At 59.3% G+C, this 23,983-nt stretch carries 22 protein-coding genes and 1 tRNA gene; 9 read left to right on the plus strand and 14 right to left on the minus strand.

The annotated features are described in order from the left end of the window. Positions 1-8: 8 nt before the first annotated feature. Positions 9-1,085: a cytochrome c peroxidase gene (locus Q1A20_RS00345; protein ID WP_299915534.1), complete on the minus strand. Its 1,077-nt coding sequence runs from the start codon at positions 1,083-1,085 to the stop codon at positions 9-11. A 323-nt stretch (positions 1,086-1,408) separates the two neighbouring features. Further along, on the minus strand, positions 1,409-3,610 hold the full coding sequence (locus tag Q1A20_RS00350; RefSeq protein WP_299915535.1) for an ATP-binding protein: 2,202 nt from the start codon (positions 3,608-3,610) through the stop codon (positions 1,409-1,411). 76 nt (positions 3,611-3,686) lie between these two features. Here Q1A20_RS00350 and Q1A20_RS00355 point away from each other — a divergent pair, with 76 nt between their 5' ends. From Q1A20_RS00355 to Q1A20_RS00390, 8 genes are all read left to right on the plus strand, one after another. After that, a complete protein-coding gene (locus Q1A20_RS00355; protein WP_298975248.1) occupies positions 3,687-4,394 on the plus strand; it encodes a response regulator transcription factor in 708 nt (235 codons plus the stop codon). Positions 4,395-4,761: 367 nt separating this feature from the next. Then, positions 4,762-5,382 (plus strand): VPLPA-CTERM sorting domain-containing protein, encoded by a 621-nt coding sequence (locus Q1A20_RS00360; protein WP_298975249.1) that lies wholly within the window; start codon positions 4,762-4,764, stop codon positions 5,380-5,382. A gap of 123 nt (positions 5,383-5,505) precedes the next feature. Further along, positions 5,506-6,696, plus strand: a complete 1,191-nt coding sequence (locus Q1A20_RS00365; RefSeq protein WP_298975250.1) for an LLM class flavin-dependent oxidoreductase — start codon at positions 5,506-5,508, stop codon at positions 6,694-6,696. Positions 6,697-6,889: 193 nt separating this feature from the next. Continuing rightward, a complete protein-coding gene (locus Q1A20_RS00370; RefSeq protein WP_299915536.1) occupies positions 6,890-8,542 on the plus strand; it encodes a hypothetical protein in 1,653 nt (550 codons plus the stop codon). A gap of 210 nt (positions 8,543-8,752) precedes the next feature. Continuing rightward, positions 8,753-8,998, plus strand: a complete 246-nt coding sequence (locus Q1A20_RS00375) for a hypothetical protein (RefSeq protein ID WP_298975254.1) — start codon at positions 8,753-8,755, stop codon at positions 8,996-8,998. 45 nt (positions 8,999-9,043) lie between these two features. After that, complete coding sequence (locus tag Q1A20_RS00380; RefSeq protein WP_299404925.1) at positions 9,044-9,460, plus strand: hypothetical protein; 417 nt, start codon at positions 9,044-9,046, stop codon at positions 9,458-9,460. Further along, positions 9,460-9,897, plus strand: a complete 438-nt coding sequence (locus Q1A20_RS00385; protein ID WP_299915537.1) for a hypothetical protein — start codon at positions 9,460-9,462, stop codon at positions 9,895-9,897. The genes Q1A20_RS00380 and Q1A20_RS00385 overlap by 1 nt, the downstream gene beginning before the upstream one ends. Before the next feature lie 100 nt (positions 9,898-9,997). Beyond that, positions 9,998-10,450 (plus strand): hypothetical protein, encoded by a 453-nt coding sequence (locus tag Q1A20_RS00390; RefSeq protein WP_299915539.1) that lies wholly within the window; start codon positions 9,998-10,000, stop codon positions 10,448-10,450. A 39-nt stretch (positions 10,451-10,489) separates the two neighbouring features. Here Q1A20_RS00390 and Q1A20_RS00395 read toward each other — a convergent pair whose 3' ends face one another. The 4 genes from Q1A20_RS00395 to Q1A20_RS00410 form a co-directional block, all read right to left on the minus strand. After that, positions 10,490-11,227 (minus strand): aspartate/glutamate racemase family protein, encoded by a 738-nt coding sequence (locus Q1A20_RS00395; protein ID WP_299404917.1) that lies wholly within the window; start codon positions 11,225-11,227, stop codon positions 10,490-10,492. A 27-nt stretch (positions 11,228-11,254) separates the two neighbouring features. After that, positions 11,255-12,481, minus strand: a complete 1,227-nt coding sequence (locus Q1A20_RS00400; protein WP_299915540.1) for an FAD-binding oxidoreductase — start codon at positions 12,479-12,481, stop codon at positions 11,255-11,257. Positions 12,482-12,498: 17 nt separating this feature from the next. After that, complete coding sequence (locus Q1A20_RS00405) at positions 12,499-14,715, minus strand: TRAP transporter fused permease subunit (RefSeq protein WP_299915541.1); 2,217 nt, start codon at positions 14,713-14,715, stop codon at positions 12,499-12,501. A 95-nt stretch (positions 14,716-14,810) separates the two neighbouring features. Further along, the gene (locus Q1A20_RS00410; RefSeq protein ID WP_298975265.1) at positions 14,811-15,818 is read right to left on the minus strand and encodes a TAXI family TRAP transporter solute-binding subunit; all 1,008 of its coding nucleotides are present in this window, start codon (positions 15,816-15,818) and stop codon (positions 14,811-14,813) included. 129 nt (positions 15,819-15,947) lie between these two features. Between Q1A20_RS00410 and Q1A20_RS00415 the strand changes: the two genes are divergently transcribed. Next, positions 15,948-16,895: a LysR family transcriptional regulator gene (locus tag Q1A20_RS00415; RefSeq protein WP_299404906.1), complete on the plus strand. Its 948-nt coding sequence runs from the start codon at positions 15,948-15,950 to the stop codon at positions 16,893-16,895. Here the strand turns inward: Q1A20_RS00415 and Q1A20_RS00420 are convergent. The 8 genes from Q1A20_RS00420 to sufC form a co-directional block, all read right to left on the minus strand. Further along, positions 16,892-17,362, minus strand: a complete 471-nt coding sequence (locus tag Q1A20_RS00420; protein ID WP_299404904.1) for a YbaK/EbsC family protein — start codon at positions 17,360-17,362, stop codon at positions 16,892-16,894. The two genes, Q1A20_RS00415 and Q1A20_RS00420, sit on opposite strands and share 4 nt — an antisense overlap. A gap of 152 nt (positions 17,363-17,514) precedes the next feature. After that, complete coding sequence (locus Q1A20_RS00425; RefSeq protein ID WP_299404901.1) at positions 17,515-18,954, minus strand: alpha/beta fold hydrolase; 1,440 nt, start codon at positions 18,952-18,954, stop codon at positions 17,515-17,517. Between the two features lie 411 nt (positions 18,955-19,365). Next, positions 19,366-19,442, minus strand: a tRNA-Arg gene (locus tag Q1A20_RS00430). Between the two features lie 167 nt (positions 19,443-19,609). Continuing rightward, entirely contained in the window at positions 19,610-20,830 is a 1,221-nt protein-coding gene (locus Q1A20_RS00435; protein ID WP_299404756.1) for a cysteine desulfurase, read from the minus strand. Further along, a complete protein-coding gene (locus Q1A20_RS00440; protein ID WP_299404753.1) occupies positions 20,823-21,416 on the minus strand; it encodes a YIP1 family protein in 594 nt (197 codons plus the stop codon). The genes Q1A20_RS00435 and Q1A20_RS00440 overlap by 8 nt, the downstream gene beginning before the upstream one ends. After that, the gene (locus Q1A20_RS00445; protein WP_298969597.1) at positions 21,413-21,898 is read right to left on the minus strand and encodes a YIP1 family protein; all 486 of its coding nucleotides are present in this window, start codon (positions 21,896-21,898) and stop codon (positions 21,413-21,415) included. The genes Q1A20_RS00440 and Q1A20_RS00445 overlap by 4 nt, the downstream gene beginning before the upstream one ends. Beyond that, positions 21,898-23,178 carry a Fe-S cluster assembly protein SufD gene (gene sufD, locus Q1A20_RS00450; protein WP_299404750.1) on the minus strand — a complete coding sequence of 427 codons (1,281 nt, stop codon included), beginning with the start codon at positions 23,176-23,178 and terminating at the stop codon, positions 21,898-21,900. Before sufD ends, Q1A20_RS00445 begins: the two co-directional genes overlap by 1 nt. Continuing rightward, on the minus strand, positions 23,178-23,933 hold the full coding sequence (gene sufC, locus Q1A20_RS00455) for a Fe-S cluster assembly ATPase SufC (protein ID WP_299404747.1): 756 nt from the start codon (positions 23,931-23,933) through the stop codon (positions 23,178-23,180). Before sufC ends, sufD begins: the two co-directional genes overlap by 1 nt. Positions 23,934-23,983 lie beyond the last annotated feature (50 nt).

Raw genomic sequence — 23,983 nt, forward strand, 5'->3', positions numbered from 1 at the left:
GCCCTCCATCAGTTTGGCTGCTCGCGCCAGTTTTCGATCAGTTCGTAATCGTAATCATCTTCGCGCCAGACGTAGGCATCGGTGTCGAAGCTGTCGCCGGAGAGGCTTTCGAGGAAGGCGATCAGGTCGGCCTTTTCGCTGGGCACCAGTCCAAGCGGCTTCAGGCGCGCGTCCTTTGCCGTGTCGTTGCCGCCGCCCTCGTCATAGAAATCGACCACATCCGCCAGCGTCGCAAAGGTGCCGTTGTGCATGTAGGGCGCGGTGTATTTCAGCTCCCGCAGCGAGGGTGTGAGGAACGTGCGTTTGGTTTCTTCACGGTGGGTGCGGACATAGGCGCCCAGATCCTCGCGCAGGTTCATGTAGTTTTCGACACCCATGAATTTGGCGTAGGTGACAAAGGCGGAGTGCCGCAGCGGGTCGCTCCAGATGTCGGGGTTGGTCGGCACGCCGGTGTTATGGGGTTTGTCATCGGTGAAGCGCGACCCGGAATGGCAGGCGGCGCAGCCGCCCTTGCCCTCAAAGATACCCTGCCCGCGCGTCGCGGCCGCCGACATCTCGCCGGTGTCGAAAGGGGCATTGCGTGACTGGATGGTCTTCATGAAATCCATCAACGCATTACGCGCGCCCCCGTTCGACGGTTCCGACATGCCGGCGGCGGCGAACATCTCGCGGTACACCGGATCCTGCTTCATGCGTTCCTGCATGATGCGCATGTCCATGTTCATCAGGTAGGTCTCGGTGATCATCTCCCGCGCGACATCGTTGAGGTTGGTGCCCAGACGGCCATCGTGCATCCAGGCGTCGCGGAACCCGACATTCGCCAGTGTCGGTGCATTTCGGAAATGTCCGGCACCCGTATAAGCCTGGCTCAGCGCCTCACCATCGGTAAAGGCCTTGTCGGGCTGGTGACAACTGGCACAGGACAGCGAGGTATCGCCCGAGAGCCGCGTGTCGTAGAACATGCGCTTGCCCAGTTCGGCACGGGCGGCGTCCACTTCTATGGCAGGGTCAGGTGTGACGTCTTGTGCGGCGCCCGCACTCGCCCCCAGAACCAGCACGCAAACCGCTTGCAGTGTCCGTTTCATCGAGCTCTCCTTCTTGCTGGGCGATGAATGGCCTAGCTGTAATTCAGCTGCGAAATGCGCAGCCGCGACGGGTGCGGTGCCGTGAGACACCGCTTTGGAAAACACCCTCAGATGAGACTTTTTAAGTCCTGTCCCTTTGGTTTTTATGCGACATGAGGCGGCTGGGGCGCACTGGCGAGGTGGGTCCCGACCGTTCCGTTTAACCTGAGGTTAACGCCTATTCTCGCGGGATATGTTGCGCGCGGGGTTGCGACTTGTAACTAATTGCGACGAAATGTTGCGATATGAAACGGGGCTGCACGAGGTCCTTCAAATGCGACAGATTAGTCCAGGAGTGTGCGAATTTCCTGCGCCAGCTTTGCGGGCTGCACGGGTTTGTCGATGAGGATTGGTGCAGGGCCCGGCACGGTCACACGGCGCGGTTTATAGGCGGAGCAATAGATGACCGGGATTTCGTCGCGCAGATCCCGCACGGCGCGCACCAGATCTTCGCCGCTCATGTCCGGCATCACCATGTCCGAAATCAGGATGTCAAATCGGGCCGGGTCCGCCTTGAAGCGTTCCAGCGCGGTCATGGGTGAATTGAAGGCTTCGACCCGATACCCCAGCCGCGTCAGCAGGCGCCGGAAGGTGCCCAGAACCTCGGCCTCGTCGTCCACCAGTAGAATGCGTTCGGTGCCGCGCGGGATGGCACCATCCCTCGACGCTATAGTTTCTTCTGCAGCTTCCGCGCCGGGCAGAATGATGGTGAAGGTGCTGCCGGCGCCAAGATCGCTGGCAAAGGAAATCTCGCCCCCCATTTCATTGACCAGCCCGTAGACCACGGACAGCCCCAGACCGGAGCTTTTGCCCAGTGGTTTGGTGGTGAAAAACGGCTCAAAGAGATGGCGCTGGGTTTCAGCGGACATGCCCGGCCCGTCATCCCTCACCGTCAGGCGCACCCAGCCCTCGGTGCGGGGGGCGGCGTTGGCGGGCGGTGCAGCGGCGGAGAGCTTCAGCTCGATATTGCCCTGTGACCCCTCCAGCGCCTCAGCCGCATTGCGGCACAGGTTCATGACGATCTGGTGCAGGTGCGTCGGATCCCCGCGCACGAAATGGCGCGCGCCCTCGGGGTCGAAACGGATGGTGATCATCGGCGGCGTCGAGGCCTTGAGCAGCCCGGTCACCTCCTCGATGATCTGCCCCAGATCCACGGCGCGCATGTCTCCGGGTTCGCGCCGCGCAAAAGTCAGCAGTTCATTCACAAGGCTTTGGGCTCGGCGCGCCGCGATGTTGATCTGGGCAATCTCTCCGGCAAGATCACTGCCCTCGGAAGCATCCAGCGACGCCAGATGCGCAGAACCCACAATCGTTGTCAGGATGTTGTTGAAATCATGCGCCACACCGCCCGCCAATTGTCCGACCGCTTCGAGCTTTTGCGCGCGCACGACCTGATCGCGGGCCTGCCGTTTTTCGGTGATGTCCTCGCTGATCCCGATGAAGTTCTGGATGCTGCCTTCGGGCGACAGCAAGGGCAGGATGGTTGTTTCCGCCCAATAGCTTGACCCGTCTTTCTTGCGGTTGCGAAAGATACCGTGCCAGGCTTCGCCATTTGAGAGCCCGGCGCGGATGTCGCGGTAGACGCTGTCTTCGGTGTCGCCGGATTGCAGGAACGCGGGCGTCTGCCCCCGGACATCATCCAGCGTCCAGCCGGTCAGCTGTGTGAATTTGGCGTTCACATATTGGATCTGCGCATTTGTGTCCGTGATTATGATCGTCGCGGGGCTCTGCTCAACAGCCGTGGCCAACCGCCCCTCGGAGGCCTCCAGCCTTTTGCGTTCCGACAATTCATTCGCCAGATCCGCCACCGCATGGCGCAAATCGCGAAAGAGCAGGATCAGCAACCACCCCACGAGCAGAGCCGCCATCACCAGCGCTGCGATCGATAGAAACCCGATCCAGATCAGCTGCTGTCCCTGCCCCACGGCCGCCAGCAAGCGCCGCGTGCTCGACGCCTGCAACTCCGACCAGATACGCTCCAATTGTGCCAGCCCTGCAATCGCCTGGCTGTCATCGACCCGCACCTGTGCGTCCGTACGCTCTGCAGACCAGCCCTCGTCCGCAGCGCGGATCGCGAGCGGCAGATTGGCGTTGTATTCCGCAATCGTCCGCTCGATCGCGCTGAGCGCGGCCTCTTCGTCCCCCGAGAGGTCAAGCGCCCGGAACCGGGACAGGACTTCATCGAATTCCACAAGTTGCCGCTGTGTCTCGCCCAGGTAGCGATCCTCCTGGCGCAGCACGAAGTTCTTGTAATTGTGGATCAGGCCGCCATAGCCCAGTAAGGCGCGCACTTCGCTGATCAGGATGCCTTTGCGTTCCGTTCCGGTTGAATAGTCGAGCCAACTTTGCCGGACTTCCTTGAATTGCGCCTGCGTCAGCGCGCCCAGAACACCGCCCAGAATGACGGTGACCAGAACCAATGCCAAAGCTGACAGGGCTGCGCGCAGGGGGCGGTGCATCGAGACATGGGCTCTGGACTCTGTCATGGCCGCAGCCTGTCGCGAGTTGCGGCCCGCCACAAGTTAAAATACGCTAAAGCTGCGGGTGTGGGAGTGTAGGGATATGGAACAGAAAATTCTGGTGGTTGATGACGACCAGCAGGTGACCTCCTTTCTGGAACGGTTCTTTGCACGTCACGGGTATCAATCTGCGACCGCGGCCACCGCGGCTGAGCTCTTCAAAATTCTGGAAACCGAAAGTTTTGATCTGATCATCCTCGATCTTATCCTGCCGGATGAAGACGGTTTTGAGGTGGCCAAGCGCATCCGCAGCGAGATGGAAACGCCGCTGATCATGCTGACCGCGCGGGATGAGGTCTATGACCGGATTGTCGGGCTGGAACTGGGCGCGGATGACTACGTCACCAAACCCTATGAGCCACGGGAATTGCTGGCGCGCATGCGCTCGGTGATGCGGCGCTACGCAGGTGGCGGGTCGCGCCCTGAAACTTCCGCCAAGGCGCTGCGTTTTGACGCACTGGAAATCGATCTGATCCGCTCGGTCGTGCGCAACATTCACAATGACAGCGAACTGCGGCTCACGAGCACCGAATTTGCCCTGCTGCGCGCGCTTGCCGATGCGCAGGGTGAGGTTCTGACCCGGGAGCAGATTTTGACGACGGTCTATGGCAACTCGGTACAGATCACCGACCGGGCCATCGACGCCCATGTCGTGCGCCTGCGCAAGAAACTTGGCGGCGCAACGCAGAATGAGGACCTGATCCGCACGGTACATGGGGTCGGGTACAAGCTCGCGGCCCTCGTGTCCTAGCAGCAGTGCAACTTTAAGATGAGTGCCATTTTTCGCCGCGTCGGCCCGCTTTGGGCAGCAATCTCTTAGCATTCAAAGGATTGATAGTGAATTCGGCCTCCGAGGCGCGCAAGAAAATTCAATCGAAGATGGAATTCGCCGCTATCTGGAGACGAATCAAAAGGTTAACGGCCAATAAAGCGCTTTGAAAAACGGGGCCGATGCAGGACTTGCCACCGCTTGAGGGGGAGCGGCGCTGAGGTCCCGCAACCTATGGGCGCAAAATCCGCTGAGGGAAGCGCCAATCCATCTTTTCCTTTGAAACCGGAGCACAAACCCTGTCCAAGTGCTAAAGTATTAATTTTTCCTTAATTATGAGGCATGTGTCATGTTCCGGTTTCTGAGTTCCCTGTTTTTTCTGTCGCTTGGTGTTTCAGCCACGGCGGGCACCGTCCATTCCTTTGAAAAAAACGTGCGATTGGAAAAGATCGAATGGATCGGCCTGATCGTCGATACGGACTCCGGCAGAACAGAATATGACTCTCTGGAATCATCCTCTGATGTGTGGGGTCTGAACGACATTTTCCGCACGCCCGGTCCTTTTGGATATGACGATATCGGCAAGGTTTTCAGCTTCACCGCCACAATCGAAAACGGCGGCGGGTCAGAGAACCGTGGCATCGCGACCAACTGCTATCTGGGCAATTTTTCCTGCAACAACAACGAAAGCGCTCAGGCAACACCCGAAGATGTCGACATCTCGCTGCCCTATGATGAAGTCTTTGATTTCTACGGGTCAACGATGAAGGGCGAGATGCTTTATCTGGAATGGTCCCCTGAATTGATCGGGTTTTACGGCAGCACCGACAATGGGTCCTGGGAAGCGGCCTATTTGACCTATACCTTCACGCCGGTCGCCGTGCCTGTGCCCGCCACGTTGCCGCTTTTGGCGCTGGGTCTGGGCGGGCTGGGGATGATTGCCCGGCGTCGGCAGAAAAAAGCGGCCTGACCCTGCCAGCGCGGAAGTGCCGGTACCTGCTACCTAAAATTGAATTGGTGGATAGGCCTGCTTGGTTTACCCTGTCCTAATGCCGGGCGCACAACGCCCCGGCACATAGGGAGGTAAAACCACATGACGGATCGTATGCGTTTCGGCATTTTTTTGGCCCCGTTCCACAAACCGGGTATCAATCCTACACTGGCGCTAGAACAGGACCTTGAACTGGTCGAATGGCTCGACCGGTGCGACTATGACGAGGTCTGGTTCGGCGAGCATCACTCCGCAGGATCAGAGATTTCCGCCAGTCCGGAGATCATGATCGCCACATCCGCGCCCCGAACGCGCCGCATCAAGCTGGGCACCGGGGTTGTGTCCGTCAGCTATCACAACCCGCTCTGGGTGGCCGAGAAGATCGTGCAGTTGGACCACCTGACACGCGGGCGGGCGATGTTGGGGTTGGGGCCTGGCTCTCTGCCCACGGATGCCGCGATGATCGGGCTGTCGCAAAAGGACACACGCGGGTTGCTGGCGGACGGGCTCGATGTCATCACGCGGTTGCTGCGCTCCGATGAGCCGGTGAATTTCGAAAACGATCGCTGGGTGCTGAAGGACGCGCGGTTGCATCTGCGCCCCTACTCCAATTTCGACCTTGCCACCGCCGCTGTGGCCTCGCCCACCGGACCGAAACTGGCAGGGAAATACGGCACGGGCATGATCTCCATCGGCGCAACCACCGCCGCCGGGTTTGATGCGCTGGCCCTGCATTGGGATGTGATCGAGGAAGAGGCCAAACACTACGGTCACATGCCGGATCGGTCCAAATGGCGGCTGGTGGGCCTCTGTCACATCGCGGAAACGATGGAACAGGCACACCGCGATGTGGAATACGGCATTGAACACTGGTTCAACTATTTCCAGGAAATTGCCGCCTTCCCGCAAATGTCCATGCCCGGCCAGAATGCCAAGGAGATGATTGATTTCATCAATGACAGCGGCTTTGGCGCCATCGGCACGCCGGAGATGTGCCGGGCACAGATCGACCGGCTTTGGAAACAGAGCAACGGCGGCTTTGGCGCCTATCTGATGCTGGCGCATAACTGGGCGAATTTTGACGCGACACGGCGCAGCTACGAGCTGATCGCCCGAGAAGTCTTCCCGCATTTCCAGGGGCAGCATATGTCGACGATGAACGCAGCGATGCGCGCGCAGAAAATGCGGCCTGAACTGGCGGAAATCCACGCCAAGGCGGTGGAGACGGCGCAGACCAACTATGCCGCCGAAAAGGAAAGCCGCACAAAAACGGTGAGCGAACCGGCGGAATAAACCGCGGTGGCGCCTGCGATTATTCAGGCGCCACTTCATCCCCGGCTTTGACGTAAACGCATAGGGTTGGACGCAACCATACACGCATGAATGGGATTTCTTGCATCCGCTCTCCAATAAGTTGATCGCGTGATGGATTGAAGCTAGGATGTTGCGATCACGGCATTTTAAACTCTAGCTGAGTATCCGCCACATGACCCCGACGATCACATTGCAGGACGTCGACGCTTACATCGAACGCATCAGAGCCTCCGGCGCCATGGGCAAGAGCGAGCGCAGGTTGCGGCTGCTGGAGCATTTGGCCAAGGCCGAGGTGTTGGATAAGGGCGACCAGCTCAAGGCCTATACCATCGCTTTGGACATCTTCGACAAGTCAGAAGATTTCGACCCCTCGACCGACAGCATCGTGCGGGTCGAGGTTGGCAGGCTGCGCACGGCCATCGCCGTTTTTGAGGCCAGCACGTTTGCGGATACCGACATCCGCATCGACATTCCGGTTGGCACCTACCGGCCAAACATCACCTACCGTGCCACGTATACGCCCACCGCACAGATCGCGGCGGAGCCACGCGCGACACGCCAGCGCAAAACCAGCTGGTGGACCGTTGCTGTCACGGCGATTGCCACCACGCTGCTCTGGATCGGGTGGCTGGAGTTCTACGCGCCGCGACAGGACCCGGCGGAAAACGCGATCGCGGTGCAGATCGACGATCTCAAAGGCAGTGACCAATCCGGCCAGCAGGCCGGGTTGATCCTACGCCGGGTGCTAGCGCGCAACAAGGCGATCACGGTTCTATCGGCACCTGAAGATGCCAAGCTGCACCCCCATGCGGAGTTTGTCCTGCGCGGTGCGATTCTGGAGGTGGATGATCAAAAGCAGGCCAGCGTGGAGTTGATCAACGCACAGACCAGCCGCACCGTCTGGGCCAAATCCGTCGCCCTCCAAAGCGGGGAGCGCCTCGAAGAGACGCTGGCCAAAACCATCGGCAATGAGCTGCGCGTGCGGCTCTTTGGCGTCACCAAGAACGTGCTGGAGGGCCGCGACCCCAACCGGCTGAGCCCCGAACAGCTCTTTGTCATGGCGACATGGGTGCCCGGCCCCGCCACAAACGCGGTCGAATGGGAGTTGGAACGCATCGAGTTGATGCAGATGGCGCTGGAAAAATCCCCGAAATTTGGGGCGGCGCATTCCGTGCTGGCGGATAAACTGGCCTATCTGGCAAATGTCTACGGCCCGTCCGACACCCCTGCGCTGCGTGATCAGGCCCATTGGCATGCGCAGCGGGCGCTGGAACTGGCGCCGCTCGACCCGGATGTAATGTTCAACGTTGCCCAATCGCAATGGCACAGCGGCCATATCCATGACAGCGAACAAACCATGCGCCGCGTCGTCGCCCTGGACCGGAGCCACGACCTGGCGCGTTTTCTGGCGCTTGTGATCCCCTATACCTGTCGTGTGGCACCGGATGATACGCTGGCCGAGGCCATCGGGTTTGACGCCAATCTCTCCCCCGATAACCCGATCCGCTGGCTGACCCTGACCTGGATCGCATGGCTGCATTTGCACCGAGAAGAATACAGCGCCGCACTTGAGGCGGAGACCGAAGCCGCCCTGATTTTTCAGATCCCCTATACCTTCATGCGCCGCGCGGTCTTGCTGAACAAATTGGGCAGGCCTGACGCGGCCGCGGATGTCATTCGCAGCCAACAGGTCAACTGGCCCGACATCAGCCCGGAACATTTTGCCAAAGTCACGATCCCGCGCCTCTGTTCAGAGGAAGACTCCGCAGCGCCCTTCATCGAAAACTATGTCACGCTGGCAAAGGCGATGACCCCGCGCCTCTAGGCGGACGCCGTAAATATCCAAATATTTTCAATATCTAACGAGGTGATGTAACCTGTTACATACCCTTTGAAACTGGTTTTTCCGTCACGCTTTTCGCACAAGGCGCCGATCAGCTGCCGCTCGGGCAGGCTGAACCAAAAAGATCATCAGCCAGCGGTCGTTTTCGATCCCGCGCTGAAATCTTGGACTTGAAGACCAGAAGGAAAACGCATGACACATTCACCGGGTGACTTCGACACCTTGCTGTCTCAGCTCGCAACACGTGCCTCGGAACGGCAGTATCCGGACAATTACCGCATGTGCATGATGGCTGCGGCCGCCTTCGTGGATGAGGCCGCAAATTGTGTCACCCAGCATAGTCCTGGGCACCGCGTGGCCGAATTGCTGCTGCTGGCCGCGCGGTTGGAAGACCTGTCCCTCGCCCAGGACACATCATCATCAGAACAAACAAATTAGATCCATTCACTTTTGAAGACCCATGCCCGTCAGGAGGGGCAGAAAATGCATATTCGCACCCCTGTGACCCCGTCACATAGCCTGCTTCTTTGGAACGCGCGCGACGACTTTCCGAATGCCCCTGAATTTATGCAGGACTCAGGATGGTTGGTCCTGCACTTTGCCTGTGTTGAGGATTTCAGAGCCAAAGCGGCAAACATGACGGTGGATGCGCTGTTGTGGCCGGTCGATCCGCTCAGCGCGGAAAACCTGGAGAGCCTCCGCGAGGTTGTCTCTCTGCTGTCAGGAAGCGACCCGCTGGTCATGACATATGCGCGGTTCAACCCGCGCTGGATGGGCAACCTGATGGAACAAAGCGGCTCGCAGATGCATTTTCAAGGTGTGCCCAGCCTGCGGGACGTTCTGTCTGTGGTGCAGGCGCAGGTAGAAACTGCTGGGTTTGAAAAGCGGAGGGGAACCTGATGAAACTGACGCTCGAAACTCATTTTGAACAACTGGCCGGGCATTTTACGTCCGGCGAATTGCACCGGATCGCGGCGCATTTCTCCTTCCCGACCGCAGTTTACTATCAGGACCATATGATCGTCATGAACTCAGCAGAGGAGATGGTCGACGCTCACGGGAAATACCGGCAATTGTTGCAGGGTGCAGGCTATACGCACACGGCCTGCGATGTGATTGCGCAATCGCTTACACGTGGTGATCGGAAATCGGTTTGGGTGCAATGGTCGCACTACCGCGAAGGCGGTGCGATGCTCGGCAAGAGCTTCATTCGCTTTTTCGTGTCTCATGTGCAGGACCAGCCGATGAACATCATGCTGGTGGAATATCTGCAGTTGCCCTCGCCCGCTTTGGCCGAGGCGATCCTGCCGAAAAAGAAAAACAGCGTCGCAGGTTAAGGGAATAGCAATCCGCAGACCCTATCGTTGATGCGGTTCTGGGCACCGCTCATGACCGTAACGCTGCACTTAGGTCATCTCTGATAGGGTCCCAAATACCTTGCCGTCATCGAAACCGCCTTCTTCCATTCACGTGCAGGAGTTCCAGGATTTGCTGGACCGGATGTCGGCGTGTTTTATCGAGCGGGATTTCGCGGCATGGCGCAGCCTGATCATCCTGCCCATTTCGATGGTCACCAAGGATGGGCCGGTGTTTTTGTCGACAGAGGATGAGCTGCGCAAGAATTTCGACCATTACCTGACGGCCTGCGACATCATGCAGCTCGACAATATCTACCGGCGGCCCCTGGGGCTGGAAAACTGCATGGACGGCACCTGGATCGGGACTTACGAGACCAATCTGATGCGCAAGAACCTCCGCGCAGCACCGCCTTTCACCTCCTCTGCCCTGCTCGTATCTACCGACGAAGGCATCAAACTGGCGGCCATTCTGAACGCCAGAGGACACCATGAATGGACCGGTGTGTGGCCCGGTGATCTGGGCGACCACTAGTCAAATGGCATGACTGGCGCACATCAGGCCGCCTTGCGCTTACCACGGCATAAAACCACTGTACCCGCGCCGCGTTGTGACATCATGTGCCATCGTGGCCAGGGTGGTAAGATCAAAGACCGGCAGTTTCAAAGCGCCCTGCAACCGCGCCGCATAAGGCGGCAGATCGGTACATTCCAGCACAAGCGAACGGATGTCAGGCGCGCGGGATTTAAGCCGATGCGCCGCAGCCAGCACCTCCTCTTCGACCCTATCCAAATCCAGCGCAGTACGCTCGTAGCGCAGAATAACGGCGGCAAATTCTGCGCTTTGTTCGAGCCCTTCAACGGCGATGGGCACGGTGCCCGCGCCGACGGCTTCAAGATGTCCGGGCGTCAGGGCCGAGGCATCCGCCGTCAATATGCCAACGGGTGCCGCAGCCCCGGTCATGTGAAACGCCAAAGGCACCTGGATCAGGCTTGACGCAAACACCGGAATATCGACCGCAGCGGCCAGTTCTTTCTGGAAAAGTGCCAGAAACCCGCAACTGCCGGTGATGGCGCGCACCCCGCTCCGCTCCAGACGGCGCGCGCCCTCCAGAAACGGCTCCAACAAGGCGGGGTTGGGATCATGCAACAAATCGGGCACTTTCACGCCCTCAATCATCTCATAGAGCACCGGGAATGGGAGGCTTGAAGGGTTCTTGATATGGCCGGGCGGTTTGGGAAAATAGCTTTCAAGACATAATACGCCAATGGTTGCGCCACAGATGTTCTGCCCGCCCGCATATGTCACCATGGGATGTTCCTTTCCAACAGGGATGTTTCAGAACCGGCCGGGATCAAACGGGCTGAGATCCAGATTGGGCACCACACCAGCAACCAGATCCGCCACCAATTCGCCGGTTTTTGGCGCCATCATCAGCCCGTAATGCGAATGCCCGAAGGCCGCAAAAAGACCCGGTGTGCCATTGATTTCGCCCAGAGCGGGCAAGCTGTCGGGAAATGAGGGGCGCCGCCCCATCCAGAACCTGACATCCCGCATCTCCAGATCAGGCAGCATCGCTTTCGCCTGCCGCGCCAGCAGCGCCTTCTTGCGCGGATTGGCCGGCGCATCCGGTGTGGCGAATTCAGAAGATCCCGCGACCCGTATGCCCCCTTCCATCGCGCTTGCAACGATCTTGGCATCCACATCCATGACCGAATTCTCAAGCGCAAGCGCGGCATGTGGAAATTCGACGTGATACCCACGTTCCGCAGCCAGCGGGACGGAGAGGCCAAGGGGTTTCAGTAGCGCAGCGCTCCAGACCCCTGCGGCCAGAATGATCCTTTGGGCCGAAATATCCTCGCCCGTGGTCCGTACCCACCAGCCGTCATCCCCTGCCCGCTCCAGCGCTGTGACTTCGGCACTGACAAATGACCCGCCTTGCTGGAGGATCTTTTCGGCCAGCACCTTTGCGATCCGTCCGGGCGCCCGCGCACGCGCTTGCCCCTTGATCAGGATAGCGGCTTTGAAATCCCGCGACAGCGCGGGCTCCAACCGGTGCAGTGCGTCCGCCCCGACCATTTCCATCTCCGCCCCTTTTTCATGCCGGATCGCGTATCCCAGATCCGCCAGACTGGCTTTTTCAGCTTTGCGAAAGGCGTGCACATAGCAGCTGTCCACAACCAGATCCTCATGGCCTGTGCCCGACAGGTGGCGACGAAAGAGCATCACGGAAGGCCCGCAGAGTAGCTCCATCGCATCCGCGACACGGCGCGTGCTTGATGCGCTTGATTTGCTGAGAAACCGCAGCCCCCAGGGGATCATCCGAGGCCAGAAACGCGCTTGCACCGACAGCGGCCCCGACGGGTTCAGCAACATTCCGGGAATGCTTTTCCAGATGCCCGGCACCGCTTGCGGTACAATCGACCAGGGCGAGATCACCCCGGCATTGCCAAAGGAGGTCTCCTGCCCCGGTGCGCCACGGTCGATCAGACGCACCTGCACACCACGCTCCTGCAGGGACAGCGCGCAACAGATGCCGACGATCCCGGCGCCAATGATGGTCACAGGTGGCTGCACGAGGATCAGGCAGGCGCCACAGCGGCGCGCCGGGCAATGATCTGTGTCACGATGACCGGTGACGCGATGAGCAGAGCCACCAGATCCGCCGACAAGGAGGGGGCGACAAAGACCAGCCCGGCAACCGCCATCAGGATGCGCGACACCCGCCCCATCGGCACCAGCCAGTAGCCGACGACCGACGCCGACAGGGCCACGACACCGGCGATGCAGGAACTGGCCGTATAGGTGAACTCCCACAGGTCGAAACCCGTCGAGGAAACAAAGAGCAGCACCGGCGCATAGACGAAAGCCATGGGCGCCACCACCTTGCCCAGCCCCAGCGAGAAGGCCGACAGCCCGGTGCGGAACGGGTTGGAATTGGCAATAGCCGCGGCGGCATAGGCGGAGGTACAGACCGGGGGCGTGATCTCGGACACAACCCCGTAGTAAAGCACGAACATATGGCTCGCGATGGGGGGCACCCCAAGCTGCGCCAGCGCGGGCTGAGCGACCGACACCAGCATGATATAGAGCGCCGTGGTAGGGATGCCCGCGCCCATCAGAATGCAGGCGATGGCGATGAAAACCAAAGAGATAAAGAGCTGCAGATCCTGCACGGTAAAGAGCTCCAACAGCCCGCCCAGGGTCATGAAACCAAAGATGTCGGTGGCGAGGTTGCCCGCGCCCTGGGTCACCATGAAGCCGATGCGAAAGCCGATGCCGGTGGTGTTGATCACCCCAACCACGATGCCCACAGCGGCGGAGGCGGCCCCCACGGCCAGTGCGTATTTCACGCCGAGCTCCATCGAGGCGGCCATCTCCGGGATCCTGATCCGCACCTGTGGGTTGAGCGTGGCGATGGCCGAGCCCGCGCAGAGGATGATGGTCATTGTCAGGTCAAACCCGCCGTCGGAAAATTTCCAGAGCACAAAGGCCATGAAGGCGGCCGCATAGACCAGCGTCGGCGGCTCCCTGAGCCGCGACATCCCCGCAACAACGGCCAGCGAAATGCCACAGAAGGCGGACATAAAGGGTGTATAGCCCGAAAACAGCACCACCAGCAGACCGATCAACGGCACGATATTGGCCCAGCCTTCGCGCCAGACCGCAGCCAGCTTGGGCAGTTGGTCTTTGGTCAGACCTCTGAGGTCCAGCTTGCGCGCCATCAGGTGCACAACAGTAAAGACGCCCACATAGTGCAGCAGCGCGGGAAAGATCGCGGCAATCACGATGGTGGTGTAGGGAAGCTCCAGAAATTCCGCCATGATGAAGGCCGCAGCCCCCATAATCGGCGGCGTGATCTGCCCCCCGGCAGAAGACGCCGCTTCGACGCCCCCCGCGAAATGGCCAGGGTATCCGAGGCGTTTCATATTGGGAATGGTGAGCGCCCCGGTCGACACGGTATTGGCGACGGAAGAGCCGGAAATCGTGCCGAAAAAGGCGGATGACACCACCGAGACCTTGGCCGGACCGCCCGTATAGCGGCCCGCGAGGATCGTGGCATTATCGATGAAGAGCTGCCCCAGCCCGGTGCGCTGCGCGATCACCCCGAAGAGGACGAAATGGAACACGATGGTCGAAACCACCCATAGGGTGACGCCAAAGATGCCTTCCTGCGGGAAGTACATCGAGGAGACGAAGGTTTTGAAATTCACCCCGGGATGTTGTAGCAGGCCGGGGAAATAGGGGCCCAGCAGTGCGTAGGAAATGAAGACGCAGATGATCAGCGGCAGCACCCAGCCCAGCGTGCGCCGCGCGATGTCGAGCACCAGCAAAATGATGACCACGCCGAAAAATACGTCATAGCCATTGGGGTTGCCCATGCGGAAGGTCTGCTCCTCGATCCCCAAGCTCGGCACGCCGCGCCAGGCAAGGCCGACGTAGAGGGCGGAGGCGACACCAAGCGCCATGAAAACAAGGTCGTAGAGGGGGATGTTGCCGATGCGAAAGGCGCTGAGCTTCTGCGCATAGAGGCTTCTTGCGCCGATAATCGGGAAAAGCGCGTAGGTCAGAATGAAGAGGCCGGCCAGATGCCAGCCCATGTGCCAGTGATCCGCAGGCAGACCAGACCCGGCAGTGATGTAGTGATAGAGGGCAAAGACAAGCGAGACAGCGCGCAGGATATGCCCGGTGGTCGGCCCGACGGATCGGGTCGCGGACCCTTCGTCAAATTTCTCTTCGATCGCGGCCAGTTCCGCGTCGGTCAGGTCGTGCTGATCGGTCTGAGATGGGTCCGACATTGGAATGCCCCCTTGGCAATGCTTGCATTCGGAGAATGCGGTGCCCCGCATCATTGGGGCACCGGCATGGGTTTTGACCAGGAAAGGTCAGGTGATTACTTCAGAAGACCAGCTTCTTTGTAGAACTTCTCGGCACCGGGATGCAGCGGAACACCCAAGGCTTCGACGCCATCCAGCGCCGTGTCCGGTGTGATCTGCTTGCCCTTGGCGTGGCCGTTGTCGAGCAGCTTGCGGGTGTTGTCGTTCCACAGCGCCTTGGTCAGACCGTAAACCAACTCGTCGCTCAGATCCGAGGAGACAACCAGCATCGCCGAGACGGCAGGCGTCAGAATGTCTTCATCCACGCCTTCATAGACACCAGCCGGAATTTTCGACGGGATATAGGCAGGGATGATTTCGTTGATCTTGGCCAGATCTTCCTCGGAGAAGGAATGCAGGCTCATGCCCTTGGTGGACGCAAGCTGCACCATCGCGGCAACCGGCCAGCCCGCAGCGTAGAAATAGGCGTCGATCTGACCATCCGCGAGCCGTTCGGCAGACTGGCTGTTGTTCAGTTCCGCCTCTTCCATATTGTCGCGATTCACGCCCCAGGCGTCGAGCATCTGCAGCACGGCCACCTGCGTGCCGGACCCCGCCTGAGCGATGCCCACACGCTTGCCCGCAAGATCCCCCAGATTGCTGATTTCGCTGCCCTGCGGCATCACCAGATGCAGGTCTTCGGGGAAGAGGTTCGCGATGATGCGCAGCTTGGGGTGCGGTTTGCCCTCAAACTTGCCCTCGCCCAGATACATCGAGCGTGTCACATCGGCCGCGGCCAGCCCCGCTTCCAGCTCACCGTTCTGCACGGCGGCGTTGTTGAAAACGGAGGCCGTTGTCGATTGCGCAATCGCAATCAGCCCGGGCACGCCGCATTGGCCGCCCTCGTCGCAGGCCCGCGAGCCGGGAGGCGCGGAGATACCATTTGCGATGGTGCCGCCGATGGGGAAATAGGTTCCGCCAGCCCCGCCCGTACCGATGCGGAAAAACGTAGGATCCTGCGCAAGTGCAGGCACGGCCAACGCAGCGGTCAGGGCGATCCCTGCCAGTGTCTTTGTGAATGTCATTGTGGTCTCCCGGTTGAGGTTTTCTGTATCGGTTTTCCCGATTATTGCGACGACCAGCCTAACGGGAAATCACATAAAAACAAATTTAATATATTTAACTTTCACAAAGTATTCCTTATGGAACATCAGATGAATCTCACCCAACTCACCGTCTTCCGCGAGGTCATGGAATCCGGGTCCATTTCGCAAACAGCCAAGAAACTGGGCCGGACCCAGCCCGCCATCAGCCTTGCCATCAAGAATCTGGAAAAATCGCTTGATTTGAAGCTCTTCGAACGCCGGGGACGCCAACTTGTGCCCGTGCCGGAGGCGCGATATCTGCTGGCGGAATCCTCCGAGATACTTGACCGGCTGACAACCGTGTCCGGCACCATGAAAAGCCTGCGCAACGCGCAATCCGGTAGTCTGAACGTTGCTGCGATGCCCGGACCGTCGGCGTTCATTTTTCCCCGATTCATCAGCCGCACAGTCGCGGAAACCACGGATTTCAGGATCACGTTTTCCTCTCGCAGCTCTCCTCAGATCCGCGAGTTGGCCAGCACCCAAAGCATCGATTTCGGTTTTGCAGATTTTGACGATCCGATTGGAAAGACCCCGCAATACCATGCGGAAATCATCGATGCGCGCTGCTTTTGTGCGCTGCACCGGGACCATCCGCTGGCGCGCCAGGCAGTGATTTCCGTCGCCGACCTGGACAACCAACCCATGGGCACGCTGCATGCAAATCATCCCTTGTCACGGACCCTCACCCGGGCGTTTGATCAGGTTGGTGCGCGCTTCAATGTTGTGAATGCAAGTCAGTTTTTCCTGCCGCTGATGCCGTTCATCACCTCCGGTCATTGTCTGTCCATTGTCGATCCCTTGACGGTTGTCACGGAACGCGAATTGAAGATCGGTCGGGGAGAGATTGTCTTTGTCCCGATGGAAGATGCGATCCGGTACGAGTACTCAATATTGACCCCGCTGCATCGTCCGCTGTCGCAGTTGGCGCGCCGGATCAAGGACAGCTGGGCGAGCGAATTGATGGCCATGTTGCAGGATGTTGACGCAGCACCGCAAAGCCGGGTGAAAGGTTAGCCGCTCAGGTCCAGCACTTTGGCCGCAGTTGCGGCCAGGAGCCCCTCTGGCGCGACACTGAAAACCGCATTCGGCGCGCCAGCGGCGGCCCATATGGTGTCATGCCCCAGCAGCTCGGTATCCATCCAGGTCTCGATTTCCGACAGATGGCCAAGGGGCGAGACACCGCCAATGGCAAACCCGGTTTCCGACCGCACCCGTTTTGGATCGGCACGGATCAGCTCTTCGCCGAAAAGCACCTTGGCTTTGCCAAGATCAACGTCATGTTTTCCACTGATCAGCAAAAGCTTGAGCCTGCCCGTACTGGCCCCTTCGAAGACCATAGATTTCACGATCTGGGCGACGGAACACCCGCAGGCCTCGGCGGCTTCGCTGGCGGTGCGGGTGCTGTCTGGCATGCGTTCTATTTCAATCTGCAGCGATGCCGCGCGCGCGGCCTCTTCGACGCGTCGGATGCTTTTGGACATTTCGGAACCCCGTTTAACTTTATGGACAAAGGACCCTTCGTCAGGGATGCTGTCAATCACTGTTAATCTGTTCGGCCAAATGCGCCAGTTGCTGAGGCTCATGGCAGGTTGCATGCCGCGCGAAGCTATTCCAAAAACCGCCCGAGATAAGTTTATACTTGGAAAAGTGGGAAACTGACACCAAGCGCCCAGGCCAGCACGATACCCAGTGCAAGACCCGATGCCAGCGGCCCTGACCTGGTTGCGGCACTGCGGCCCATGGTCCCGAAAACCAGGTAGAACAGCACCAGAACCGGCGCGATCATCACCAGGAAAAACAGGCTGTCGAAGTCCAACGTAACAGCGCCGAAAAGCGAGATCAGCAAACCCATGCGCAATCCAAGGCGTCTGAGACGCGTGGCATTTGTCGTCAGCATTGCGTCCGCAAGCATATAGGGCACCGCACCCAGCAGCATCGCGGCAATGATGGCAAGCCGCTCAGGCGTTGGCCAGAAATTCGCGGCATATCGGTCAAGGGCCACCCCAAAAAGCACACAGAAAAACAGAAGCACAACAAACGCGGTGATGCAGAGCCCCCCTGCCCGTACGCCCCACATCCAAAGCAAGGCAAGTTGCACCGCACCGAAAATCATCAGGTGCAAAACCAGGTAGTCGGCAACAAGGACGGGCAGGAACTCTGGGTTCATGGGCACGGCGATCAGCGGCGTGAGCACCATCGGCAGTAACACCAGGATTGAAAACCGCGTGCGGCTCAGCTCCGGCGTGGGAAAAACGCGTGCTGGCAGATGCTTTGCGAGGCTCACGAAGAGCAGCACCAGCCCGCAGAGCAGACCGAGGATTGCCCAGCCGGTAGGCAGGATACCGACGTCCGAGCGCCGGTCATAGGCCCGATCAAGCCAGGCCAGCGCCTCGCGCCGCCCCGCGCGGCTCTGCAAGACAGAGACGTGCTCGGCGAAAGGCGCAGCAATGGCGCGGCGCGTGACATCCCCCGTTGTGACCGTCTCGCCCTCGGCCGCATCCGGTGCCACCATTTGCAACGCCTCTTGCGCAAAACCGCGCAGCCCGGGTTCCCAGGCCCCGGTCACCAGCAAAAGATTTTGGGGGTTTTGGGCGTCAATCACCTGCGAAAAGGCGGAGATCAGGACAATGGGGCCAATATCTTGCCGCGTCGTGGCTGTACGCACCAGAATATCAGTCGCCATGGAATGACCAACCAGCGCGACCGGGTGATCGCCCGGCGTCACAGCATCAATGATCTCCTGCGTTTGCTCCACGAGCACGCGCGTCGTGCCGTCAATCGCGTTTACATCGCCGGACATCGGGTCCGGGTGCCGCCCGTGACCGAGGAATTCAAACACGACCACCCGGTATCCGGCCCGCGCCAGGGGCAGCGCGTACCCCTGCATCATCTGGGCCGAGCCGGCAAAGCCGTGCGCTATTACCACCACCGGCCCGTCGCTCTCTGCGATGGAAAATTCGGTGACAGGTGTTTGGCCGATATCGAAGCGTGAAATATCAACGTCCTGCCGCGCGCTTTCGAGAACCCAAAGCGAGGTCAGGATCGCGGCAATCGCTAGAAAAGCTCTCAACATTTCACCCTGACGTGTACATTTGCTGATCCCATTCAAGCTTTCCGGAAAGGACGGAAGGTGCTTGCCTGTCGGGCTCGGTTTAACATTGCATTCATGCGCTGCAATCTAGCTTCTGGGGCTTTGGAAGAAAGTACAATTATGTGAGCGGTGACCATGGCGCGCGTGGAAGCGCCGGACGATGCGATTGTCCATTCGAAAGATGTTACAGGGCGGTCAAGGAAGTTGAAAAGGGGATCATTGATGCGATCGCCCAGGTGCAGCACGCAGTCGAAGACATGAACAGAAACAGAGCTTGAGAGGTCATTCATAACAACAACCTATGTATCCGTTGCAGTGAAGGCGTACCAAACTGTGTTTTGTTACGCGGAACAGATACTAAAGAGAGGACGAATGGCAAAGTTATTGATTTCATGGCGGACCCTAGAGGATTCGAACCTCTGGCCTCTGCCTTCGGAGGGCAGCGCTCTATCCAGCTGAGCTAAGGGTCCACTGATGCGCGGTATAGCGGCATGATTGTCCCCTCGCAACGGCAAAACGGATGTGCCAACGGAGATCGTAGCGTTTAGCGACATCATCGAAACATACCAATCCGCGCACCCAACCAAATCACCCAAATTGGAGGGAAATCGCGGGGAAGCTCCGTGATTTAATTCACTCAGGCGAAAAGATCATGTGCAAGCTCCAGCGCATCCACCAGAACATCGACTTCTGCCTTGGTGTTGTAGAGCCCGAACGACGCACGACAGCTGGCCGGAATACCCATATGCGCCATCAGGGGCCCGACACAATGCTGCCCCGCCCGCACCGCGACACCCTTTTTATCGAGGATCGTGGAAATGTCATGCGCATGCGCGGCCCCATCCATCGTGAAGCTGAAGATCGCAGCCTTGTCCGGCGTCGTGCCCTGGACCTGCAGCCAGTTCAATCCACCCAGTTTTTCAACAGTATAGTCCCGCAAGTGATCTTCATGGGCTGCGATATTCTGCATCCCCAGGCCCATCATGTATTCCAGCGCTACGCCAAGCCCGATGGTCTGGACAATCCCGGGTGTCCCCGCTTCGAATTTCATCGGCGGATCATTATAGGTGACGGTTTCCTTGCTGACGTCACGGATCATATCGCCGCCCCCGATGAAGGGTCGCATCTCGGCCATACGATCTGATTTGACATAGATCGCACCGGACCCGGACGGGCCATAAAGCTTGTGGCCCGTAATGGCGTAAAAATCACAGCCGATGTCGGAGACATCTACCGGCTGGTGCACCGCTGCCTGACTGCCATCCACCAAGACCGGCACCCCGCGGGCATGCGCTTCCTGTGTGATGGTTTTCACATCCACCCGCGTGCCTAAGAGGTTGGAAAGGTGGGAAATCGCCACCAATTTCGTCTTTGGCCCAATCGCATCGATAACAGCCTGCGGATCGAGATAGCCAGTGCTGTCTATGTCCACCCACTTCAGCACCACGCCCTGCCGTTCGCGCAGGAAATGCCAGGGCACGATATTCGCGTGGTGCTCCATCACGCTCAGCACGATCTCATCGCCCGCTTCCATGTGCGGCATCGCCCAGCTGTAGGCGACCATGTTGATGCCTTCGGTGGTGCCGGAGTTCAGCACGATCTCATCTTCGGACCCTGCGTTCAGGAACCTTGCAATCACGCCCCGGACGCTTTCGTATTTATCCGTGGCCAGATTGGACAGATAATGCAGCCCGCGGTGCACATTGGCGTATTCGTTGGCATAGGCGTTGGTGACGGCATCAATCACCACCTGCGGCTTTTGCGCAGAGGCTCCATTGTCGAGATAGACCAGAGGCTTGCCATTGACCTCACGGCCAAGGATTGGAAAATCATTGCGGATTTCGGTGACATCATACATTCGCGGGTACTCCGAGGGCGCTGACGCCAATCATGGAAAAAAGCAGGGAAAATCCCACAGACAGCGCCAGAACCGCCGCCAGCAGGACCATAACGGCGCGGGCCAGAGAATTGAGCTGAAGCCCGGCGCTGATGAAATTCAAAAACACCCAAAGCGTCGCAATCCCGATGAGCAGCACCAGGAAACCAGCCAGAAAAGGCACCAACAGAACGGTGAGCAGAACGGCAACCTGGGCGACCGCGCGCAGGACCTGCATCCACACCAGCAGCGCCAGCAGATCGTCCATGTCACCGCTGCCGCCGATCGCGCGCCCGGTCCAGTAAATCGCATGCACGGTGATGACAAAACCACCCGCAACGATCATGAAAAGCGTAAAGGGGCTCGCAACCATACCCGCCAGTGGATCGGGGACCGGGATCAGGTAGTTCGACAGGGACGACATGATCGTGCTGATGATCGCCACCAATGCTGCGGCCATCCACAGCTCGGTGCGTCCGATCTGCCAGCTCATGATCTGCACCGCTGCGGATTTGGGATCGCGCAGGGTCAGCAGGGCCAGTTGCGGCCAATCCACTGCCACAGTCACTCAGGCGTCCTTTCTGCGGCGATCAACCCGCCGATCCAAAACCAGCCAAACACCAAAAACCACGCAAGCCCCACGATCTGCAATTCCAATCCCGGCCCGATGAACCCTGCCACAAGCCCGTTGAGCAACATCAGCGGGGACGCGGCGAGCAATGCCCAGAACAGCGCCAGCCGCGCGCCATAATGGCTCCCCTGCCCGCGAAAAAGCTTGGCCACAAGATGCGACAGGCTGGCAAGGCCATACAGCATCAGCGGCGCAATAAAAACCCAGGCCATGAGCGAGGCGCCCAGCAGCATGTTCAACTCGGTGCCTTCAATATGCGCCTCGCGGGCGAGCCGTGGCATCTGCGCGATAAAGACAATCACGCAACCCGCCATCAGATACGCCAGAGCGCGGTCCTCACGCGGTCCAAGCGACAACAACCCGCGCAATACTTTGCCCGGGTTGCGATAGGTCGCCGTGATGTTGCGCGTGACCGCCATTAGCCGCGATGCCGTTCCAGCCAGGCCGCAAGACGGTCATTGATCTCTTCGCGCAGATCCTCGTTTTCGATCTCTTCCACCGCTTCCGCAAGGAAGGCCAATGTCAGAAGATCCGTCGCCTGAGCTTCGCGCACGCCGCGCGAGCGCAGGTAAAACAGCGCGTCCTCGTCAATCGCCCCCGAGGTGGAGCCGTGGGAACAGGCCACATCATCGGCGTATATCTCCAGCTCCGGCTTGGCCAAAAACTGACTGTCATCATCCAGCAGGAGGGATTGGCTGATCTGATATCCGTCTGTTTTCTGGGCATCTTTCTTGACCAGAATTTTGCCCTGGAACACGCCGGTTGCGCCATTGCGCAGCACCTTCTTGAAGACCTGGCGGCTTTCGCAGCCGACCGCATCATGGGTGATGAACACCGTATCATCGTGGTGGAAATCCCCGTCACCAACACAGGCACCCGCCACATGGGCCACCGCATTATCGCCGGTCAGCTCAATCACACATTCATTGCGGGTCAGCACGCCATTGGCGGTCAGCGTAAACGATTTGAAGGTGCTCTCCTCGCCCAACCGGGCAAAGAGATGCGTGGCCGCGCGCCGCTCATGATCGCGCCCTTGCGCCCGGACGTGATGGAATTGTGCCCCGTCCGCGACATCAACCTCCATACATTTGTTGAAGCGCGCCGCGGCCGGGCCGTTTTCCAGAACCGTGACTTCCGCCCCCGCATCCAAACGGATCACGTGGTGCAGTACCGCATCGCTGGTTTCTGACCGGTGATGATACGTCAGATTGATCGGCTTCGACGGTTTGCCCGTGACATGGATCAGCACGCCGTCCGTGGCGAAAGCGGTATTCAGCGCAGCCAGCGGTCGGACAACCGGGTCCTGCCCCCTGGCTTCCAGCACGCCGTAGAGATCGCGCGCCCAGTGAATATCCGACCTCGTGTCGGCAAGGCGTTCGATGGTCACCCCTTCGAGCGACAGATCATCGGAGGCTTCCGCATCAAAGACACCGTCGACAAAGACGATGTTCAGCCGGTCCATCTCGCCAAAAATCGGCGCTTCATCATTGTCGAAAAGGGCTGCCGGGACGGCGCCCGGCTGCACCAGCGTTTCCGGGCGGGTGTACTTCCAATACTCATCGCGCCGGTCCGGCAGGCTCATGGCGCGCACACGTGCCAAAGCATCTTTGCGCGCGGCCTCGGACCATCCCCCCTGCGGCAGGCTCAAAGCGTCAAGCCGGGCCTCGGTCGCTGTCATTTGTGTTGCAGCTTCGGCCATTACGCCACCTCAGCCAGGATGCCGGCATAGCCGTTGTTTTCGACTTCGAGCGCCAGTTCCGGCCCCCCCGATTTTACGATCTTGCCGTCCGCCATGATGTGCACAACGTCCGGTTTGATGTGATCGAGCAAGCGCTGATAGTGGGTGATCACCAGAAAACCGCGCCCTTCGGAACGCAGAGCATTCACGCCTTCGGAGACCAGTTTCATCGCGTCCACATCCAGGCCGGAATCGGTTTCATCCAGAATGCACATCTTGGGCTCAAGCATGGCCATCTGCATGATTTCATTACGCTTTTTCTCGCCACCGGAAAAGCCCACATTGACGGGCCGTTTCAGCATATCCGCGTCGATCTTCAGCTCCTTGGCGCGGGCACGCACCGCCTTGAGGAAGTCAGAGGCAGACATTTCCTCCTCGCCGCGGGCTTTGCGTTGCGCGTTCACCGCCGTGCGCAGGAAGGTCATATTGCCCACACCGGGGATTTCGACCGGGTATTGAAACGCCAGAAACAGGCCAGCCGCGGCGCGCTCTTCGGGCTCCATCTCCAGCACATCCGCGCCCTCAAGCGTGGCCGCGCCTTCGGTTACCTCATAGCCATCCTTGCCGGACAGAACATATGACAGCGTGGACTTGCCGGAGCCATTGGGCCCCATGATCGCATGGACAGTGCCCGCTTCGATTTCCAGATCGACACCTTTGAGGATCTGCTTATCCTCTTCTTCGAGTTTCACATGCAGGTTCTTGATGCTCAGCATTTTCTTATCCTTTTCATTCGGGTTCCACCGGGGCGGAAAGTGTTCTTATT

This window comes from uncultured Roseobacter sp. (assembly GCF_947501835.1).
Taxonomy (GTDB): Bacteria; Pseudomonadota; Alphaproteobacteria; order Rhodobacterales; family Rhodobacteraceae; genus Roseobacter.

Coding starts and splice junctions, on each gene's coding strand:
- Q1A20_RS00345 (WP_299915534.1), bottom strand. CDS start 1,085: ATGAAACGGACACTGCAAGCGGTTTGCGTGCTGGTTCTGGGGGCGAGT.
- Q1A20_RS00350 (WP_299915535.1), bottom strand. CDS start 3,610: ATGACAGAGTCCAGAGCCCATGTCTCGATGCACCGCCCCCTGCGCGCA.
- Q1A20_RS00355 (WP_298975248.1), top strand. CDS start 3,687: ATGGAACAGAAAATTCTGGTGGTTGATGACGACCAGCAGGTGACCTCC.
- Q1A20_RS00360 (WP_298975249.1), top strand. CDS start 4,762: ATGTTCCGGTTTCTGAGTTCCCTGTTTTTTCTGTCGCTTGGTGTTTCA.
- Q1A20_RS00365 (WP_298975250.1), top strand. CDS start 5,506: ATGACGGATCGTATGCGTTTCGGCATTTTTTTGGCCCCGTTCCACAAA.
- Q1A20_RS00370 (WP_299915536.1), top strand. CDS start 6,890: ATGACCCCGACGATCACATTGCAGGACGTCGACGCTTACATCGAACGC.
- Q1A20_RS00375 (WP_298975254.1), top strand. CDS start 8,753: ATGACACATTCACCGGGTGACTTCGACACCTTGCTGTCTCAGCTCGCA.
- Q1A20_RS00380 (WP_299404925.1), top strand. CDS start 9,044: ATGCATATTCGCACCCCTGTGACCCCGTCACATAGCCTGCTTCTTTGG.
- Q1A20_RS00385 (WP_299915537.1), top strand. CDS start 9,460: ATGAAACTGACGCTCGAAACTCATTTTGAACAACTGGCCGGGCATTTT.
- Q1A20_RS00395 (WP_299404917.1), bottom strand. CDS start 11,227: ATGGTGACATATGCGGGCGGGCAGAACATCTGTGGCGCAACCATTGGC.
- Q1A20_RS00405 (WP_299915541.1), bottom strand. CDS start 14,715: ATGTCGGACCCATCTCAGACCGATCAGCACGACCTGACCGACGCGGAA.
- Q1A20_RS00410 (WP_298975265.1), bottom strand. CDS start 15,818: ATGACATTCACAAAGACACTGGCAGGGATCGCCCTGACCGCTGCGTTG.
- Q1A20_RS00415 (WP_299404906.1), top strand. CDS start 15,948: ATGAATCTCACCCAACTCACCGTCTTCCGCGAGGTCATGGAATCCGGG.
- Q1A20_RS00420 (WP_299404904.1), bottom strand. CDS start 17,362: ATGTCCAAAAGCATCCGACGCGTCGAAGAGGCCGCGCGCGCGGCATCG.
- Q1A20_RS00425 (WP_299404901.1), bottom strand. CDS start 18,954: ATGTTGAGAGCTTTTCTAGCGATTGCCGCGATCCTGACCTCGCTTTGG.
- Q1A20_RS00435 (WP_299404756.1), bottom strand. CDS start 20,830: ATGTATGATGTCACCGAAATCCGCAATGATTTTCCAATCCTTGGCCGT.
- Q1A20_RS00445 (WP_298969597.1), bottom strand. CDS start 21,898: ATGGCGGTCACGCGCAACATCACGGCGACCTATCGCAACCCGGGCAAA.
- sufD (WP_299404750.1), bottom strand. CDS start 23,178: ATGGCCGAAGCTGCAACACAAATGACAGCGACCGAGGCCCGGCTTGAC.
- sufC (WP_299404747.1), bottom strand. CDS start 23,933: ATGCTGAGCATCAAGAACCTGCATGTGAAACTCGAAGAAGAGGATAAG.